We start from the raw sequence: 18586 nt of genomic DNA, 5'->3' as shown, positions 1-18586 counted from the left end.
AGACAATAGTAAAATTTTAAACATTAAAATCTAAAATCAAATGCAAAACAAAGGTGCAATTTTAACATTTGCAATTCTGTTGGCCGCGGTTTGTTTGTACCAGTTAACGTTTACCTGGAAAGCCAAACAAGTTGAAAAAGCAGCCATAGAATACGCACAGGGAGATCCTGATAAGGAATACTTCTATCTCGACTCAATTTCAGGAGAAGTTGTATACAACTTTTTGGGACTGAAAAAATTTACCTACAAAGATGTTAAGGAACTGGAAATGAACCTGGGTCTTGATCTCAAAGGTGGGATGAACGTAACGCTGGAGGTTGAGGTTAAAGATTTGATTCGTGCCATGTCAAATTACAGCAGCGATTCAACATTTAATGCAGCAATAGCACACGCCGAAGAACTTCAGGAAAATAGCCAGACCGATTTTGTTGATCTTTTTGGACAGGCTTTTGAAGAAATTGATCCGAACGCAAAATTGGCATCCATCTTTAATACGCTTGAGCTAAGAGATCGTATAAACTTCAACTCAACCAATGCAGAAGTTCTAGAAGTAATACACCAGGAAACATCTGCTGCTATAGACAACGCGTTTAATATTCTGCGCACGCGTATCGACCGTTTTGGAGTTGCACAGCCAAATATTCAGCAATTGCAGACAAAGGGCCGGATTTTGGTAGAGTTGCCTGGTGTAAAAGATCAAAACAGGGTGCGTAACCTGCTACAGGGAACGGCTACACTGGAATTTTGGGAAACCTATGATAACCAGGAAGCTTATCCTTACCTTTTACAGGCAAATGAAAGAATCAAAGAAATGGGACTTGGTGATGAAACCGATACAGATGAAGTTTCTGATGAAGATGCCGTTACAACAGAAACAGACACAACTTCTGCCGAAGAAAGTTCACTTCTTTCAGAGCTTGAAGCCGGTGCCGAGAGTGATACTACAGCTGCAATGGACAACCTCGCAGATTTCAAAAAAGAATATCCTCTTTTTGCATTGCTAAATCCCAGTACCGATCAGGCAGGACAGCTGCTTCAGGGACCGTGGGTTGGAATGGCGCAAGCGAGAGATACTTCAAAGATTAACGAATATTTGCAAATGCAGCAAATTAAAAACATATTTCCAAGAAATATGTTTTTCCGCTGGGCAGCGAATTCGGTTGATGAAGCTGGAAATTTTTATCGTTTGGCTGCTTTAAAAGTAACCACCAGAGATGGACGTGCTCCGTTAACAGGAGAGGTAATTACTGATGCACGTCAGGACTATGACCAAATGGGCTCAAACCCTGAGGTTGCAATGAGCATGAATGCCGAAGGTTCAAAAACCTGGCAAAGAATGACCAAAGAAAACATTGGTAAATCCATCGCAATCGTTCTTGATGATTATGTACGTTCAGCACCAAATGTAATAAACGAAATTTCGGGTGGAAGATCGAGCATTACCGGTTTGGAAAGTATCGAAGAAGCAAAAGACCTTGCAAACATTCTGAAATCAGGAAAAATGCCTGCTCCGGCAAGAATCATTCAGGAAGAAATTGTCGGACCGTCTCTCGGACAGGAAGCGATAAACAGTGGTTTCTTTTCTTTTATGATTGCATTTATTCTTGTGCTGGTTTACATGTTATTCTTTTACAGTAAAAATGCAGGACTTGTTGCCAACATTGCGTTGATAGCAAACATGTTCTTTATCATCGGTATTCTGGCTTCATTGGGAGCCGTACTAACGCTGCCCGGTATCGCAGGTATTGTACTTACCATTGGTATGTCGGTTGATGCCAACGTGCTTATTTACGAAAGGGTACAAGAAGAAATTCGCTCAGGAAAAGGAATAAAACTCGCCATTTCCGACGGGTATAAGAATGCTTACTCAGCAATTATCGACGGACAGGTTACCACACTTTTAACAGGTATTGTACTGTACTTGTTTGGCAGCGGCCCGATAAAAGGTTTTGCAACAACCCTTATTATTGGTATTCTTACTTCTCTGTTTTCAGCAATTTTTATCACCCGCCTGATTTTCGAATGGCGACTGGGAAGAAACAAAAAAATTCTGTTTACATCCACTCTTACCGACAACTGGCTTCGGAGTACAGCGATAAAATTCCTTGAAAAAAGAAGAACATTTTATATTATTTCAGGAGCTTTAATCATTCTGTCTATTGGCTCACTGGCAGTTCGCGGATTAAACTACGGAATCGATTTTAAAGGCGGCCGTACATATGTAGTCCGCTTCGACCAAGATGTTCAGGTGGCAGATGTACAACAGGCTTTGGCTGATGTTTACGGGGAAGCTCCGGAAGTAAAAATCTACGGAGAAAACAACCAGGTTCGAATTACAACTGAATATAAAATTGAAGACAACAGCGAAAACATTGACAACGAAGTTGAAGAAATGTTAATGGTAGGACTTCAAAACGGTGGCTTTATAGATAAAAATGTAACATTAGAACAATTCACTAATGAGTATCAAATGAGTTCACAAAAAGTCGGGCCTACCATCTCAGATGATATCCGAAAAGAGTCTGCCATTGCCATCGTTTTTTCATTGATCATTATATTTATTTACATCCTTATTCGATTTAACAACTGGCAGTATGGTTTGGGTGCAGTTGCTGCATTAGCTCACGACTCATTGATCGTACTTGGTATTTTCTCGCTGGCGTATGGTGTCCTGCCATTCTCACTTGAAATTGACCAGGCATTTATAGCTGCGATTCTTACGGTGCTGGGTTATTCTATAAACGATACGGTAGTTGTATTCGACCGCATCAGGGAATATTTACATTTACATCCGAAAAGAAAAAGAGAAGAAAATACTGACAGCGCACTCAATAGTACGCTACGTCGTACATTTAGTACATCGCTGTCAACATTTGTAGTATTACTTGCCATTTTTCTCTTTGGTGGTGAAACAATCAGAGGCTTTACATTTGCATTGCTTGTTGGTGTGGTAGTTGGTACTTACTCATCAATTTTTATCGCAACTCCCATTGCGTTTGATACTCAGAAGCGTGTTGCAAAAGTTGCTGCAAAACGTAAAAAATAAAAGTATTTATTCATTTTTAAGTGATAGCCTTGCAACTTGCAGGGCTATTATTTTTTTTAGAAACTGGTAATATTGATAACTCCAATTTGTATATTTGTGCGTTAAAATAATAATGATGGCTAATTATATGTTATTCATAAGTGGTGGGGAAATTGTTCTGGTAATGTTGCTGGCCTTGCTTTTTTTTGGCTCAAAAGCTATCCCTGATATAGCAAAGACACTTGGTAAGGGTATGCGGGAATTTAAAAAGGCCACCAACGAAATAAAACGCGAATTTGACGAACACACATCAGATATAAAAAAAGATATTAATGATGTTAAAAGAACGGTTGATAAAAAGACACAGGAGTTAAAAAAAGATTTTGATGAACAAACATCTGATCTGAAAAAAGATATCGACTCTGCCGTTTCAGATGTTGAAAAAGACACAAAAGAAATTAATGATAACGTCAAAGAACGGTTTGAAGATTAGCCTCTTTTCAGCCTCTTTTTCAAAATAGAAAATTATGATCATTGCTTATATCCTGGGGTTGTTGGTTTGTTTTATTCTACTTGCCCGGATAGTTGATCAGTTTTTTATTCATTCATTAGATCGGATTTCAAAAGATCTCAGACTCTCAAGCGATACCGCAGGAGCTACACTTATGGCTGTAGGCTCGAGTGCTCCGGAACTATTCGTAGCGTTGTTTGCGATATTTAAACCCGGTGAGCACGAAGCAATTGGTGTGGGAAGCATTGTGGGTAGTGCCATTTTTAATTTACTTGTCATTGTTGGTGCATCGGCAATAGTTCGAAAAGCAAAACTAACCTGGCAGCCGGTAATCCGCGATCTGATTTTTTATACGATTTCAGTTTCATTACTCCTGCTGTTTATTTGGGATGGTTCATTTTCATTAGCTGAGGCCGGAATTCTACTCGCTGTATACGTAATATATGTAATCGCAGCTATCTACTGGAAAAGATTCCTCCCATACACCGACCTTCCTTTTGATGAGACAAAAACAGAAGAAAAGAAAAAGAGGGGGATTATTGATGTTTTTGATCAGTTTTTAGGCAAACTTTTTCCCGAAAAAAAATACTATTATCTGGTATTTCTGCAATCAATAATAATTATTGCCGGACTAAGTTGGGTTTTGGTTGAATTGGCTGTTGTTATTTCTCATCAATTCAATATCCCCGAGGGAATCATTGCCTTAACAGTTTTGGCCATCGGAACATCCATTCCCGACCTGTTTTCATCGATGATTGTTGCCAAACAAGGACGTGGCGACATGGCAGTAAGTAATGCCATTGGATCAAATATTTTTGATATTTTGGTTGGCCTGGGATTACCTTTTGCCATTTACATGTTTATTCATGGTGGCAAAGTCAGTGCCGGCGATGGAAATCTGCTGTATTCCACAATTATACTCTTTTCTTCAGTAATATTGTTGTTCTTTCTTTTACTTTTTAGCAAATGGAGAGTTGGGAAAATCTCAGGAATATTTTTAGTCCTCTTATATGCTATTTATGTGGTAAGGGAAATAATAATCCTCTATATTTAAAGTTTTAAAATAAACTCCGGAAGTTGATAAAAGCAGTCGACATAAAAAAATCGTTTGGAAACCTCAACGTTTTAAAAGGAATTAATCTTGAGATTCCCGAGAGCAAAATATATTCTGTTGTTGGTGCAAGTGGTGCAGGAAAAACTACTTTACTTCAAATTTTAGGGACTCTAAGCAATCCTGATAGCGGAGAGATTTATTACAATGATAAAAAAGTATCTGCTTTTTCAGAAAAAGAACTTGCCGGCTTTCGAAATAAAGAAATAGGTTTTGTATTTCAGTTTCATCATCTGCTACCGGAGTTTACTGCATTGGAAAATGTTTGTATTCCGGCTTTTATAGCAAAAATTTCAAAAGCAAAAGCAGAAAAACGAGCAAAAGAATTACTCAATTACCTGGGTCTTTCAGAAAGAATGGAACACAAACCATCAGAGCTTTCAGGTGGAGAAAAGCAACGAGTCGCAATGGCCCGTGCACTTGTAAATAATCCTTCAGCAGTATTGGCTGACGAGCCCTCCGGAAATCTCGACTCAACAAATCGCGATGAATTGCATGATCTGCTTTTTAAACTCCGCGATGATTTTGGACAAACTTTTATTATTGTCACCCACGATGATAACTTTGCGAAACGTTCAGACAAAATAATTCATATTAAAGATGGTGTGATAGAATGAGTTTTGTGATGCATTTGGACGATTTGAAAGATTTTCTGGACGAAAAAGCAAACAAATACAATCAGCCTTTTTTTATTGAAACCGATCCCATTCAGGTTCCCAAAATTTTTTCAGAAAAAGAAGACATTGAGATCGCCGCCTTTTTAACTGCAACCATTGCATGGGGTAGTCGTCCTGCAATCATAAAAAATGCGATGAAATTAATGTCACTGATGGAATTTCAACCACATGATTTTATTTTAAACTCATCGGCAGAGGACCAAAAAATTCTGAGAAAATTTGTACACAGAACGTTTAACGGGACAGATTGTATCTATTTTAACCGTTCGTTACAGAACATTTATAAAAATCATAACGGGCTCCAATCGGTTTTTGAAAAAGGATTTCAAAAGGAAAAAAAAGTAAAATCAGCACTTGCTTATTTTTATTCTGTCTTTTTTGAGCTAGCTGGTGAACGCACCCGCAAACACATATCAAATGTTGACAAGGGAGCTTCAGGTAAACGCCTGAACATGTATTTGCGATGGATGGTAAGAAAAGATAATTGTGGTGTAGACTTTGGGTTATGGAAAGGAATCCCAACAAAAGAATTAATGCTGCCGCTTGACGTTCATACCGGGAATGTTGCACGCAAGTTGGGCATCTTAAAAAGGAAATCAAACGACTGGAAAGCGGTGGAAGAAGTTACACAAACACTTTGTAAATTTGATGTCACTGACCCGATAAAATATGATTTTGCTCTTTTTGGACTGGGAGCATTTGAAAATTTCTGAATATGGGCAGGAATAACTATTTTCAGTTTAAGCAATTTTTGGTTCTTCAGGAAAAAGCAGCAATGAAAATCGGAACCGACGGTGTTTTGCTCGGAGCCTGGGCAGATGTCCATAACAGACAAGAAATTTTGGACATTGGAACCGGAACAGGCGTTATTGCTCTAATGATGGCACAACGAACTTCAGCTCAAATTACCGGAATTGAAATTGAAAAAAACGCTGCTGAAGAAGCCAGACAAAACTGCAAAAATTCGCCGTGGCCTCAGCGGATTCAGATAAAACATACTTCATTCCAGGATTTTGCAAAAACAGCAGACTTTAATTTTGACCTCATCATATCCAATCCGCCTTTTTTCACCAACGATAAAAAATCAAAAGATAACAAGCTCGCCATTGCCAAACACAACGACCTTCTTTCTTTTGATGAACTTTTAAGTGGTTCGGATAAACGATTAAAAGACATGGGGAAACTGGCTATGATTCTCCCCGTCATCCAGGCAAAAAAACTGATTGAGAAAGCAAACAAAAAGGGCTTACATTTAATCCGACTTACCGAAGTTAAACCAACTCCGGATAAGGAGGTGAACCGTTTTCTAATGGAATTCGGTAAAAGTTATGCTGAAATAAAGAAAGACAATTTAACCATTTTTGAAAAAGGCGGAAAAAATTTCTCAACAACATATAAAAACCTAACGAAAGATTTTTATCTCAATTTCTAAACTAAAAACAAGAAGGGATTAAATATTTTATCCATTCGTTTTGAAAATTTCTGAATTGCCTGATGATCTATTTTCGAAGTACTTGCTTTTACTTTGGCAACCTTTTTAACAACCATTTTTTCAAAGAAGTTCATTTTTTCAAAATCAAACTCACCCCCAAAAATTGCAGTTGATTTTGCCACCTCATGAAGTTCTTCCGGGAACGCGTTACGCAGCTGTTTTTGCGCATTTTCACCCTCTTCCATACAACAGATAAAAAGCCCCAACTCTTTGGCTTTCAATTCGTCCATATTTTTTGCGCAAAAATCCTTAACCCTCTTTTGAATTTGCCCAGCGTGGATCGAACCTCCTATAATTATGCGATCAAATTTTTCCAACTCAGGATTGGGATTATCTTTTAAGTTGGCAAGTTGAACCTCTCCTCCTAAATGCTCTTTTAATTCCCTGGCTGTATTTTCTGTGCAGCCGTGCGATGTTGAATAACTAATCAATGTTTTCATGTCTTTGTTTTTTATTTGGCTTTGATAGTGACTTGTGTTCGAAATAATTGTTTCAAACGAAACGTGAAAATATAAATACAAATCGAACAATTCTGTTAAAAATCGGTTAACACTCTATAAACATCGGTCAAAAAAGACACAAAAATGTCTTTAATTATTTTTTAGAATTATATTTGCACAAAAAATAGTAGAAATTAGATACCATGACAATACAAATGAAACCGGACGTAGAGATTAACACAAACTATTACAAGGTACTCGAAATTAGAAATTTAACAGAAAACACATTTGTTGTAACACTGCCTAAAAGCAGGTTTAAATTTATTGCCGGCCAACATATTTCACTTTCGATAGAAGGCGACTACCAAAGTCGTGAATATTCTATTTACAGTGCTGAAGAAGGTCAAAACCTGGAAATTTTGGTTAAGGAAGTGGAAGGCGGATATTTTTCGCCTAAGTTAAAACATCTGAAAAAAGGTGACATGGTAGAAGTACACGGGCCATTTGGAAAATTTGGATTGGATACAAAAAAACAAATTACACATAAACATGTGTTTATTGCAAGCGGAACCGGAATTGCTCCGTTTCACAGTATGGTAAAAAGCTACCCAAACCTCGATTACCAGTTAATTCATGGGGTTCGACACATGGAAGAAGCTTACGAAAAAGATCACTATGACGAAGACAGCTATTTTTTATGTACCTCGCGCGACAAAGACGGTGACTTTAACGGACGTGTTACGGATTACATTAAACAAGCTGAATTTGACAAAAATACCGCTTTCTACCTGTGTGGTAACAGCGACATGATTTTTGATGCAATGGAAATTCTGAAAGACAAAGGTTTCGACAGAGACAGCGTAAATGTAGAAGTTTATTTCTAAATACCTTAATAATTAACAACACGAGAAACCCGGAGAATTCCGGGTTTTTTGTTTCATTTTGAGTCAATCTTTTCACCGTAAGCCAAATCGCCCGCGTCGCCAAGCCCGGGTACGATATACGATTTTGCAGTCATTTCATTGTCAACGGCACCCAGCCAAAGCGTAACATTTTCAGCTTTAATATTCTTTTTCACATACTCAACCCCCTGCTTACTTGCAATTATGGCAACCAGATGGACATGCGAAGGCTTGCCTTTACTAAAAAGTGCTTCATAACCAATTTCCATCGATTTGCCCGAGGCCAGCATAGGGTCAGAAAGAATAACAACCTTATCATCCAGTGAAGGTGAAGCCATGTATTCAAACTCTATCTCAAATTTTCCATCAGCAGTATATTTTCGGAATGCAGAAATAAAACAATTTTCTGCACGGTCGAGAATACGAAGCAATCCGTTGTGCATTGCCAGCCCGGCCCGAAGAATAGTTGCCAGCACCGGCTGTTTTTGAATTTTAGGAACATCTGCAACTCCCAAAGGAGTAGTAACCTGCGATACCTCAAAATCAAATGTTTTGCTTATTTCGTAAGCAAAGATTTCTCCTATACGATACAAATTCTCACGAAAACGAAGTGGATCTTTTTGAATTGATTCATCCCTGATTTCAGCCAGGTATTGATCTAAAACCGAATGATTGTTGCCTAAAACTTTTATTTCCATTTTTTAAAAATTAAGTAAAGAACACATCTCCGTCACCATCCTGAAGTTGAAGGTCACCGGAAACTGCAAATGTGCTGTAAATTTTTTGTCCCATTTTTTTCACGCGCAAAAATGGGAATTTTTGCTTAAATAAAACCCCTGCGAGCTCTGAATTATAAATGGTTGCCATCTCAATCTTATTATCAACGCAATATTTTTTTAAATAGCTGGCGATTTCTCCCTCTAATTCCTTACTAATTTGGAAGTAAAGTGTTTTCAGATGACCTTCCCGTACCGAAAAAATAAAAAATCCAACAAATCTATTTAAGTGAAAAATCTTTACCGTTCGATAATAAAATTCCGTTGAAAACGATGAGAAAGGATATATTTCCCGGAATCCTTTGTCACTGTCAGAAATCCACGGATATTCAAAAATCCATTTCAAATGTTCTTCTCCCCTGTTAAACAGATATGTGCCTTTACTCTCCCGAATCCTTTCAAAACACTCAACATCTGGAAACTGAAGTTCTTCAAACCGAAAACTGGAATTGATTCTTGGCTTATAGAAACGTGTTTTAAGAGAAGAAAAAAACCTTATCAAAAAATCAACAGACAAAAAAAACAACCCGGTAAATTTATTTCTATTTGAAACCGTAAGCAGCTTTCCGGTTTTTGGGAACAAATAACACCGGACTCCATCAAAACGATGAACAGGACGAAACCAGCCTGTTTTTATAAATAATCTTTCTGTCTCAGGCGAATAATTGGTAAGCATCAACATGCCTTGCCAGTCGGAATAAGCTTCAGCTAAAAGTTGTTGCGAGAATCCCTTTCTTCTATGATCAGGGCTTACCCAACTTCCGCTGCACCAGGCAAAACGAATCGGACTATTATTGACAAAAGCAACATCGGCAAATAAACTGCGAAAAGCTACAAGCTGATTTTTAACCAACCCGAGATATAAAACCACGTCATCGGATTCTGCCAATGGATTTCGTAAATACGATTTTGCCCGGAAAGAAGTAATCGGAACAACACTAAATTCCTGAAATATTTCGCTTTTTACAAAATCGTCCAGCTCAAACAGTCGTATTTTTTTTATCTCAAGCATCAATGTTTTACCCTTGCTTTGCCCATCCATTTTCGCAGAAAAAAATACACCCACTCTGCTTTAATATTTTGAATAAAATCTCCTCCTGTTTCCACCGGATATCGTTGAAAATGAAAATGAAAAGTATCGTATTTTAAACCGGCAGTCCCAAATGTAATATCGCAAATATTTTCTTGCTCTATTTTGTCCAGAAGTGCTGCAGGCACACCATCGTCGGTAAAAGGAAATGCAAAAGCCTTAACTTCAGGTTGTAAATTTTCGTTTATCCACGCCATACTTGTTTGTACCTGCTCCAGTTGTTCATCTTCTGAAATCTTCCAAAACTCCGGGTGGTTACAACTGTGCGCGCCAATTGAAAAACCATCTTTCTTTAAGCCAAAAATCTGGCTGCGTGTTAAATACGGGCTTTCTATTTTCAAAAAATCGTCAAAATGAACAGAAATGATTTCGGCAACCTTATCCAAAACCGAAGCCTGCAAAATTGAAATACTCAAAATATTATCAACCGAAAAACCTGCCTCATTTAGCAACTTCTCAGCTTCCTGATTTGGTTTCTTTTTCAGTTGATTCAAAACCAGGCTGGCTTTGTATTTATGAAAAAGCATTTTGTTGTCGACAAAAGCCGTATTTACAAAAAAAGTTGCCGGAATTCCTTTCTTCTGCAGAATTGGCGCAATAACTTCTGCACATTCTTTTAGTCCGTCGTCAAAACTTAAATGGAAAATATTTTCTCTTAAACCTCTGTTCTCAAGCAAATACTCCAACGAAACGGGTTTAAAATGATTCAAATAAAAATCGAGTTCCCTTTCAAATTGCGTTGTGTTACGATAAGGATAATTCTGAATGTGGGGAAGTTTCCGGTCACTAACCACATGATAAAAAGGAAGAAAAGCAGGAGTGGTTATTTTAAAAAGTGAATTTACCGGAAAAAGACGACTCACTTGTTGACTGACAAACCGTGGAAATTTATTCATTTATATTCGTTTTAACCACCTCAAGGGCAAAGGTAAACGATTATATTTAAGTTGAAAATAGGTTTCAGGGTAGGCACCAAATCCTTTATAAAAACGAGCGACTCCGGGAATCATGGAACCTTCAAAATCCAGAACCAGGTTTTTCCCCGCATTTTGCTGAATAAATTTATCAATCAAAAAAGCCATCGCTCCCAATTCTTTGCCTCTTTTATCTGAAGCTGCATTCATGTATGTTACCCGGTTTTCATATCTGCAAAAATAAACGGCCGCACACAATTCGTTCCCCGAAGTATAAACCCCGTAAATTTTACCTGTTCCTTTGTACTGGCCAAAAGCGATAATACTTTTTAATCGCTCCAACTCCTTCTTCGAAAGTGTTACCTGCAGATTTTCTGACTTAAATTCCAGGTAATCCTCAAGGCTAATTCCAGAAACAAAGTTTAAACTATTTTTTTCTGCTTTTTTTAAATTTCGTTTGGTATTGGTTGAATAGGCTGAAAACAGACCCGCATAGCTCATATTCATTGGCAAAATATAATTTCGCCGCGAAGTGAACTCAATGTCATTTTGGTGCTGAATTGGAGTATTTTGCGAATTTATTTGTGTATCAACATACCTAAAAATTTGGGTTAACACCAAATAAAATTGTTTAGCAATTTCTTCCGGAGGCGTAGGATATATCCCAAGTTGCTGACAAAATAATGGTTGAAATACATATTTAATTCCCCATTTTGATTTTATGGGCAGTGGCATTACAAATTTATAATCGCCCATTACGAGAGCGTCCCAGATTTCGGTAGCATGATCGAGATGCCAGGATGTTGCATACACCTGGCGGTTTTGAGAATTAGCAATACAAGAGTCCCATTTTTTGGAATCGATATCCTGATGTTTTATGTATCTAAGTGGCTCGTTCTTCATGCGCCCATTTAAAACCTGTTCTGTTCATTTCTTCAAAAACTTCGCGATAACCTTTCCAGCCTTCCAAATCGTTTACCGTTTCGTTGTGCCAGATACTCACAAAAGTTCCTCCTACATTTTTTACTTCCCGCATCAAATCCAAAATTTCCTGTTTTGCCTTTTCCGAATTTAATTGCATGTAATCGCGCAAAGTAACATCCATAACCTGAAACGGCACGATACGTAATTTTGTTTCCCTTTCTTTTTTTAAGTCATAAAAAAAATAAGGTGTACAAATTCCTGCCCGAAACCCTGAATGTGAAGAGTAACCCATGGTATAGTCTTCCAAAATACCATTTTTTAAAAGTCGCTTGTAAGTGCCGGGCATTTTCAGACGTAAAAAATGTTGCCGGCTTTTTTCTACTTTTTCGCCTGTTATCTGTTCCAGCCGCTGAATTTCTTTAGTGAGTTTCTTTTTCCCTTTTTTCTTGCTCGATGAAAATGAAGGATGAATTCCCACTGTGTATTTTTTATTGGTTTGTTTAACCAGGTTACGAAGATGTTTGTTTCTGTAAGGCAAATTCTTGTCATGACGGGCATAATCTCCTAAAAGAAAGAAAAATCGTATTTTGTCTTCATTTCCTTTAAATACAGAATCCAAATATCCATATGTATCATATGGATCAGGCGAGCCTCCAGACCAAACACTAAAACGTTTTTTTGCCTCACTAACTTTTCCTTTGAGGACAGATTTGGCAATTGCTCCGGCACTTCTCCAGAGTCCTTTATGCAAAAAGGCCCACGCATTATCAATATCAATGGTAGAATAAAACTGAAACTTTGTTTTCTTAAATACAAGTTCGGGATACTTTTCGCTCAGCTTTTTGGCCAGAAGCCAGGCCCAGATATTTACTACCGGTTTTTTTAACAGTTCATATTTTGAAAGAACACTTCTTTCAGCCGGATATCGATTATATTTTCCCCGTTCTTCTTCGAGGTATTCTTCATGCCGCGTTACAAGATAAAATGAGGCAGCCAAAGGATCAAAAGGCAAATCTGAATCTTTTGAGCTTTCAAAAAAATACTTCTCCCCTTCGTACCACACTGACTTAAAATCAGGATTAATCATCGCTTTGCAATACAATAAGCGATGGGGTTTTATATAAAATTCATCGTCAAATTTCTCGTAAGAATAATTGATTTTAGGCTTATCACTTTTTTGAAAACTGGACGAATTTGAAGTAAAAATAACTTCATTCCCAAGAATTTGTGTAAATATTAACCGGGTGATGTAATTTATCCTCGGATTAATTTCTTCAGAATAAAATAGTATCATGGCAGTATTTTTGGTTTTACAGAATACCTTCGTCGGCCAAACTAAGATAACTGTTTTGCCCGACTATTAAATGATCTAGCACCAAAATATCCATAAGTTTTGCAGCATCTTTTATCTTTTGGGTAATTTTCAAATCAGCCTCCGATGCTTGCATTGTTCCCGATGGATGGTTATGACAAAGAATGATTGCGCTTGCCAATTTTTCGATAGCTGATTTCAAAATCAACCGCACATCGATTACAGTTCCCGATATCCCTCCCTGGCTTACCATAAAACTATCAATGATTTTGTTTCCCCTGTCAAGTAATAAAATCCAAAACTCTTCATGATTTAGGTCGCCAAGTATAGGTTGAAAGTATTCTGCCGCATCTTTACTTCCTGTAATTTTCTTTTTAAGGAAAACCTCAGCATCCTTTCGCCGGTTTCCCAGTTCGAGTGCAGCAACTATTGTCACGGCTTTTGCTTCTCCTATTCCATTAAAAGTTTTCAAATAATCAATGCCTTTTCGTCCAAGATCTGAAAGATTATTCCCCACGGAGCTTAATATTCGTCTTGAAAGTTCAACTGCAGTTTCATTGAGGTTGCCCGAACCAATCAAAATAGCAATTAATTCAGCATCGCTTAATGCACGTGCTCCTTTTGATAACATCTTTTCACGCGGGCGATCCTCCACTGCCCACTCCTTAATGTTTAGTTTCTTACAGGTATTCATGAGGTCTGGAGTTATTTGTTTAAAAATAAACAAATTGAAAGAAGAAAAAAAAGGAGAAGGAAAAAACAGACAAAAAAAAGCCCTCTATCAAACGATAGAAGGCTTTTCCTTTAAACAATATCTTTTATAGCTGATTTAACTGAACAGCTAATTTTGATTTCAGATTTGCAGCTTTATTGTTATGAATGATATTCTTTTTTGCCAGTTTATCAATCATTGAAGCTACTTTCGGATACATTTTTTCGGCTTCCGCCTTATCAGTAACATTGCGAAGATCTTTTATAGCATTACGCGTTGTTTTTGCATAGTACTTATTGTGTACCCTCTTCTTTTCGTCTTGTCTTATTCTTTTTAAAGCCGACTTGTGATGTGCCATTTTATTCTAATGCCTTTAAATTTTAGTAGCCCGTAGGGGATTCGAACCCCTGCTACCAGGATGAAAACCTGGCGTCCTAACCCCTAGACGAACGGGCCTTCCTTATATTCCCTTAATTTTGGGACTGCAAAAATACTTCATTTTTGTAATCCACCAAATTTTCAAAGAATTTTTTTGTGCTTTTTGAATGCTTTTTTCGTTAAAAAGTATTTTTTAAAACAGCGATGCAAAGAAAATGATGTTTTTTGAATCTGCAAATCAAAATAAAAGAAAAATGCAGAAATCTTAAGAAATTAACGAAGCTCAAAATTCTGACCAAGATAAACCCGACGTACATCTTCATCGTTAGCAAGGTCTTCAGCAGTTCCAGCTTTTAATATCGAGCCTTCAAAAAGCAGATAAGAACGATCAGTTATTGACAGCGTTTCGTGCACATTGTGGTCGGTGATCAAAACGCCAATATTTCGTTCCTTTAGTTTTGTAACAATTTCCTGTATATCTTCAACGGCAATCGGGTCAACACCAGCAAAAGGTTCATCAAGGAGAATAAACTTGGGGTCGATTGCCAATGCCCGGGCAATCTCAGTTCTGCGCCGTTCACCCCCTGAAAGTTGCACCCCTTTACTTTTTCGGATGTGCTGCAAACCAAACTCCGAAATCAGGGTTTCTAACTTTTCTTTCTGGTATTCCTTGGTGTAATTGGTCATTTCCAGAACAGCCTTTAAATTATCCTCGATACTCAATTTTCTGAATACTGAGGCTTCCTGTGCAAGATAACCGATTCCCTTTTTAGCTCTTTTGTAAACAGGCAGTTTCGTAATATCTTCGTTGTCAATAAAAATTTTCCCTGAAAAAGGTTGTATTAATCCGACAATCATATAAAACGAAGTGGTTTTCCCTGCTCCATTCGGGCCAAGCAAACCAACAATTTCGCCTTGATTCACCTCAAAGCTAACTCCTTTTACAACGGTACGCTTCCTGTACTTTTTTACAATATTTTCGGCTCGAAGTATCATTCAAACAAATAACGTAATTTTCAGTCGGAATTAGATTTCATCCAACTCTTTTTCACGTTTTTTAACTACACGACGTGAAATAATAATCCCGATTTCATAAAGAAAGACCAATGGAAAACACACCATCACCTGGCTAAAGATATCGGGGGGAGTAATAATCGCGGATAACAAAAGCATTATTACGTATGCATGCCGGCGATATGTTTTCATAAACTGAGGTGTTAAAATCCCCACTTTGCTCAAAAAGAACGAGAAGATAGGAATCAGGAAAACGACACCTGCCGCCAAAGAGATAGATGTGACAGATCCAATATATGATTTTAGATTAATCTGGTTTGCGACATCGCCACTCACATTGTACGATCCTAAAAAATGAATGGAAAGCGGTACAATTAAAAAGTAACCAAACAACACCCCTAACAGAAACAATACTGTAGTAAAAAATACAGCTCCGCTGGCATATTTCTTTTCGTTGGCATAAAGAGCCGGCTTTATAAAACGCCAAAACTCATAAAAAATAACCGGCGAAGATAATATCATTCCGGCAATTATCGAGACCCAAATATGAGTCATAAACTGACCCGCAATTTGGATACTAATAATTTCAAGCGGCTTCTGATTAATTTTTAAAGCCTCTGACCCAACCAAATCGCCTAACCTCGCAAGCATCCGGTTTGTCCAAAAGTCTGGGGTACGCGGGTTCAAAATTACAGTATTAAAAATAAAGTCTTTTAATATAAAAGCTGCAACTGCAAAGACTACTATCGCCAAAGCCGAACGGATAATATGCCAGCGCAATTCTTCCAAATGATCAAGAAACGACATTTCCGCCTGTTCCGTGATTTTCTTACTTTTTCTATTTTTTTTCGTGGATTGTTCTTCCCTGTTTTCGCTTTCGCTCATTTCAGTTCATTTTATCAAAAACTCCACAAATATAAACACTTCTTAATATTAGTAATTTCCGAACCTGATTTTTATTTTAACGAATAGTGATTAATTCATAAAAATTATTAAATCTTATTGCCATTTTTCTTACTTTTAATAATTTAGAATTTACGAAAAGAGAACTACAGGTTTAGGGAAATTAGAAACAAATGAATAGGGAGAGTTCATTAACAGAAAAATTACAACACTATTTTGGCTTTGACAGATTCAAAGGCCAACAGGAAGAAGCAATTAAAAGTGTTCTTGCCGGCAATAATACATTTGTTTTAATGCCAACAGGGGGAGGAAAATCACTGATATATCAATTACCAGCTCTTTTATTAGAGGGAACGGCAATTGTAATTTCACCATTAATAGCGTTAATGAAGAATCAGGTGGATTCCATACGGGGGATGCAGTCGGAAGATAACATAGCCCACTTTTTAAATTCTTCATTATCTAAAGGAGCAATCCAGGAGGTTAAAAATGATGTACTGGATGGTAAAACAAAACTTTTATATGTCGCCCCGGAATCTTTAACCAAAGAAGAAAATATAGAATTTTTAAAAAAAGTAAAGATTTCTTTTTACGCTATTGATGAGGCACACTGCATTTCAGAGTGGGGACATGATTTCAGACCAGAATATCGAAGAATTAAACCAATTGTCGAAGAAATCGGCAAATCACCCATTGTTGCGTTAACTGCAACAGCCACGGCAAAAGTTCAACACGATATCCAAAAAAATCTTGGCATTTTGGGTGCGAAGGTGTTTAAAGCATCATTTAACCGTGAAAACCTTTATTACGAAGTCCGGCCAAAAATAAAACCCGAAACTCAAATCATAAAATTTATAAAACAAAACGAAGGAAAATCGGGGATTATTTATTGCCTGAGCCGAAAGAGAGTTGAAGAGCTTGCTGAAACACTGCAAGTAAACGGAATTAAAGCTTTGGCTTATCATGCAGGAATGGATGCTGCTACACGCTCGGGAAACCAGGACAAGTTTTTGATGGAAGAAGTTGATGTTATTGTTGCAACAATCGCTTTTGGAATGGGAATCGACAAACCGGATGTTCGTTTTGTCATTCATTACGATATTCCCAAGAGTCTTGAAGGGTATTACCAGGAAACTGGTCGTTCAGGTCGCGACGGAGGGGAAGGGAAATGTATAACTTTTTACAGTTACAAGGACATTCAGAAACTTGAAAAATTTATGCATGGGAAACCGGTGGCTGAACAGGAAATAGGGAAACAACTTTTGCTTGATACGGTTTCATATGCTGAATCTGCCATTTGCCGCAGAATTATTCTACTGAATTATTTTGGAGAAAAATATGAAAACGAAAATTGCGGAAACTGTGACAACTGTCTGAATCCAAAAGAAAAAGTTGAAGCTGGTGATGAAGTTGCAAGAGCTTTAAAAGTCATTCTTGAAGTAAATGAAAAATACAAAGGAGAACACATAGCCAACATATTAATTGGAAATAAAACAGCGGCAATAAAATCTTTTAAACATTATACATTGGAAACCTTTGGTTCCGGGAAAGATCACGATGAAAGATTTTGGAACGCAGTTTTCAGACAATCGATGATTGCCGGAATAATTAATAAAGACATTGAAAATTATGGGTTATTAAAAGTAACAGAAAAAGGTCATGAGTTTTTAAAAAACCCAACCAGTTTTATGCTGGTTAAGAATCATGAATACGAGGAAGAAGATGATTCTACAAATGCAGGAGGTGCGCCTTCTGGAGCCACGAGCGGAGACCCACAGTTATATTCAATGTTGAAGGATCTCAGAAAAAAAATTGCCAAAAAGAATAATCTCCCCCCCTTTGTAATATTCCAGGACCCCTCGTTGGCCGATATGTCAATTCAGTATCCGGTTTCACTCGACGAACTGCAAAAAATCCAGGGAGTTGGCCAGGGCAAAGCAAAGCGGTACGGAAAAGAATTTGTTGCACTAATAAAACAATATGTAGAGGAAAACGAAATTGAACGCCCGGAAGATCTGATAGTAAGAACTGTGGCAAACAAGTCGAAAATGAAAGTTTTTATTATTCAGAGTATTGACCGAAAAATTTCGTTTGACGATATCGCCAATTCAAAAGGAGTAGAAGTAAATGATGTTATAACCGAAGTTGAAGCTATTGTTAATTCAGGAACGCGTTTGAATATTGACTATTATATTGACGATGTTATTGATGAAGACCGGCAGGAAGAAATGTTCGAATATTTCAGAGAAGCAGAAAATGATACAATTGAAGCCGCTGTAGAAGAGTTGGGAGAAGATGAGTATTCTGAAGAAGATATACGGTTAATGCGAGTCAAATTCATTTCCGACATGGGAAACTAAAACATTCACAAAACCTTTTTTAAACTTTCCTTCTTGTAGAATGTT

At 37.4% G+C, this 18586-nt stretch carries 18 protein-coding genes and 1 tRNA gene; 8 read left to right on the top strand and 11 right to left on the bottom strand.

The genetic code is table 11. The annotated features are described in order from the left end of the window. Nucleotides 1-40 precede the first annotated feature (40 nt). From secDF to K5G00_RS17140, 6 genes are all read left to right on the top strand, one after another. Nucleotides 41-3046 (top strand): protein translocase subunit SecDF, encoded by a 3006-nt coding sequence (gene secDF, locus K5G00_RS17165; protein WP_238767412.1) that lies wholly within the window; start codon nucleotides 41-43, stop codon nucleotides 3044-3046. A gap of 112 nt (nucleotides 3047-3158) precedes the next feature. Next, nucleotides 3159-3518 (top strand): twin-arginine translocase TatA/TatE family subunit, encoded by a 360-nt coding sequence (locus K5G00_RS17160; RefSeq protein ID WP_238767411.1) that lies wholly within the window; start codon nucleotides 3159-3161, stop codon nucleotides 3516-3518. A 34-nt stretch (nucleotides 3519-3552) separates the two neighbouring features. Next, nucleotides 3553-4590 carry a calcium/sodium antiporter gene (locus K5G00_RS17155; RefSeq protein WP_238767410.1) on the top strand — a complete coding sequence of 346 codons (1038 nt, stop codon included), beginning with the start codon at nucleotides 3553-3555 and terminating at the stop codon, nucleotides 4588-4590. A 23-nt stretch (nucleotides 4591-4613) separates the two neighbouring features. Then, nucleotides 4614-5264: an ABC transporter ATP-binding protein gene (locus K5G00_RS17150; RefSeq protein WP_238767409.1), complete on the top strand. Its 651-nt coding sequence runs from the start codon at nucleotides 4614-4616 to the stop codon at nucleotides 5262-5264. After that, nucleotides 5261-6037 (top strand): TIGR02757 family protein, encoded by a 777-nt coding sequence (locus K5G00_RS17145; protein ID WP_238767408.1) that lies wholly within the window; start codon nucleotides 5261-5263, stop codon nucleotides 6035-6037. Before K5G00_RS17150 ends, K5G00_RS17145 begins: the two co-directional genes overlap by 4 nt. A gap of 2 nt (nucleotides 6038-6039) precedes the next feature. Beyond that, on the top strand, nucleotides 6040-6756 hold the full coding sequence (locus tag K5G00_RS17140) for a tRNA1(Val) (adenine(37)-N6)-methyltransferase (protein WP_238767407.1): 717 nt from the start codon (nucleotides 6040-6042) through the stop codon (nucleotides 6754-6756). Here the strand turns inward: K5G00_RS17140 and K5G00_RS17135 are convergent. Then, the gene (locus K5G00_RS17135; protein WP_238767406.1) at nucleotides 6753-7256 is read right to left on the bottom strand and encodes a flavodoxin domain-containing protein; all 504 of its coding nucleotides are present in this window, start codon (nucleotides 7254-7256) and stop codon (nucleotides 6753-6755) included. The genes K5G00_RS17140 and K5G00_RS17135 overlap by 4 nt on opposite strands. A 203-nt stretch (nucleotides 7257-7459) precedes the next feature. Here K5G00_RS17135 and K5G00_RS17130 point away from each other — a divergent pair, with 203 nt between their 5' ends. Then, entirely contained in the window at nucleotides 7460-8140 is a 681-nt protein-coding gene (locus tag K5G00_RS17130) for a ferredoxin--NADP reductase (protein ID WP_238767405.1), read from the top strand. Between the two features lie 53 nt (nucleotides 8141-8193). Here the strand turns inward: K5G00_RS17130 and upp are convergent, their stop codons facing one another. The 10 genes from upp to tatC form a co-directional block, all read right to left on the bottom strand. Further along, entirely contained in the window at nucleotides 8194-8856 is a 663-nt protein-coding gene (upp, locus tag K5G00_RS17125) for a uracil phosphoribosyltransferase (protein ID WP_238767404.1), read from the bottom strand. Nucleotides 8857-8866: 10 nt separating this feature from the next. After that, complete coding sequence (locus tag K5G00_RS17120; protein ID WP_238767403.1) at nucleotides 8867-9946, bottom strand: GNAT family N-acetyltransferase; 1080 nt, start codon at nucleotides 9944-9946, stop codon at nucleotides 8867-8869. Next, nucleotides 9946-10920, bottom strand: coding sequence for a polysaccharide deacetylase family protein (locus tag K5G00_RS17115; RefSeq protein ID WP_238767402.1), 975 nt, complete (start codon nucleotides 10918-10920; stop codon nucleotides 9946-9948). The genes K5G00_RS17120 and K5G00_RS17115 overlap by 1 nt, the downstream gene beginning before the upstream one ends. Next, the gene (locus K5G00_RS17110; protein ID WP_238767401.1) at nucleotides 10921-11841 is read right to left on the bottom strand and encodes a hypothetical protein; all 921 of its coding nucleotides are present in this window, start codon (nucleotides 11839-11841) and stop codon (nucleotides 10921-10923) included. Next, the gene (locus K5G00_RS17105) at nucleotides 11822-13156 is read right to left on the bottom strand and encodes a polysaccharide deacetylase family protein (RefSeq protein ID WP_238767400.1); all 1335 of its coding nucleotides are present in this window, start codon (nucleotides 13154-13156) and stop codon (nucleotides 11822-11824) included. The genes K5G00_RS17110 and K5G00_RS17105 overlap by 20 nt, the downstream gene beginning before the upstream one ends. Before the next feature lie 16 nt (nucleotides 13157-13172). Next, a complete protein-coding gene (gene radC, locus K5G00_RS17100; RefSeq protein ID WP_238767399.1) occupies nucleotides 13173-13868 on the bottom strand; it encodes a RadC family protein in 696 nt (231 codons plus the stop codon). 124 nt (nucleotides 13869-13992) lie between these two features. Further along, nucleotides 13993-14244, bottom strand: coding sequence for a 30S ribosomal protein S20 (rpsT, locus tag K5G00_RS17095; RefSeq protein ID WP_158865418.1), 252 nt, complete (start codon nucleotides 14242-14244; stop codon nucleotides 13993-13995). 26 nt (nucleotides 14245-14270) lie between these two features. Then, nucleotides 14271-14342, bottom strand: a tRNA-Glu gene (locus K5G00_RS17090). A gap of 195 nt (nucleotides 14343-14537) precedes the next feature. Next, nucleotides 14538-15260 carry an LPS export ABC transporter ATP-binding protein gene (gene lptB, locus K5G00_RS17085; protein ID WP_158865420.1) on the bottom strand — a complete coding sequence of 241 codons (723 nt, stop codon included), beginning with the start codon at nucleotides 15258-15260 and terminating at the stop codon, nucleotides 14538-14540. Between the two features lie 30 nt (nucleotides 15261-15290). After that, entirely contained in the window at nucleotides 15291-16163 is an 873-nt protein-coding gene (tatC, locus tag K5G00_RS17080; RefSeq protein ID WP_238767398.1) for a twin-arginine translocase subunit TatC, read from the bottom strand. Between the two features lie 191 nt (nucleotides 16164-16354). On the opposite strand from tatC, the gene recQ reads away from it, so the two are divergent. Continuing rightward, a complete protein-coding gene (gene recQ, locus K5G00_RS17075; RefSeq protein WP_238767397.1) occupies nucleotides 16355-18541 on the top strand; it encodes a DNA helicase RecQ in 2187 nt (728 codons plus the stop codon). The last annotated feature ends 45 nt before the right edge of the window (nucleotides 18542-18586 follow it).

This window comes from Maribellus maritimus (genome assembly GCF_022267315.1).
GTDB lineage: Bacteria > Bacteroidota > Bacteroidia > Bacteroidales > Prolixibacteraceae > Draconibacterium > Draconibacterium maritimum.
This window is presented reverse-complemented; position numbering and strand designations above follow the sequence as displayed.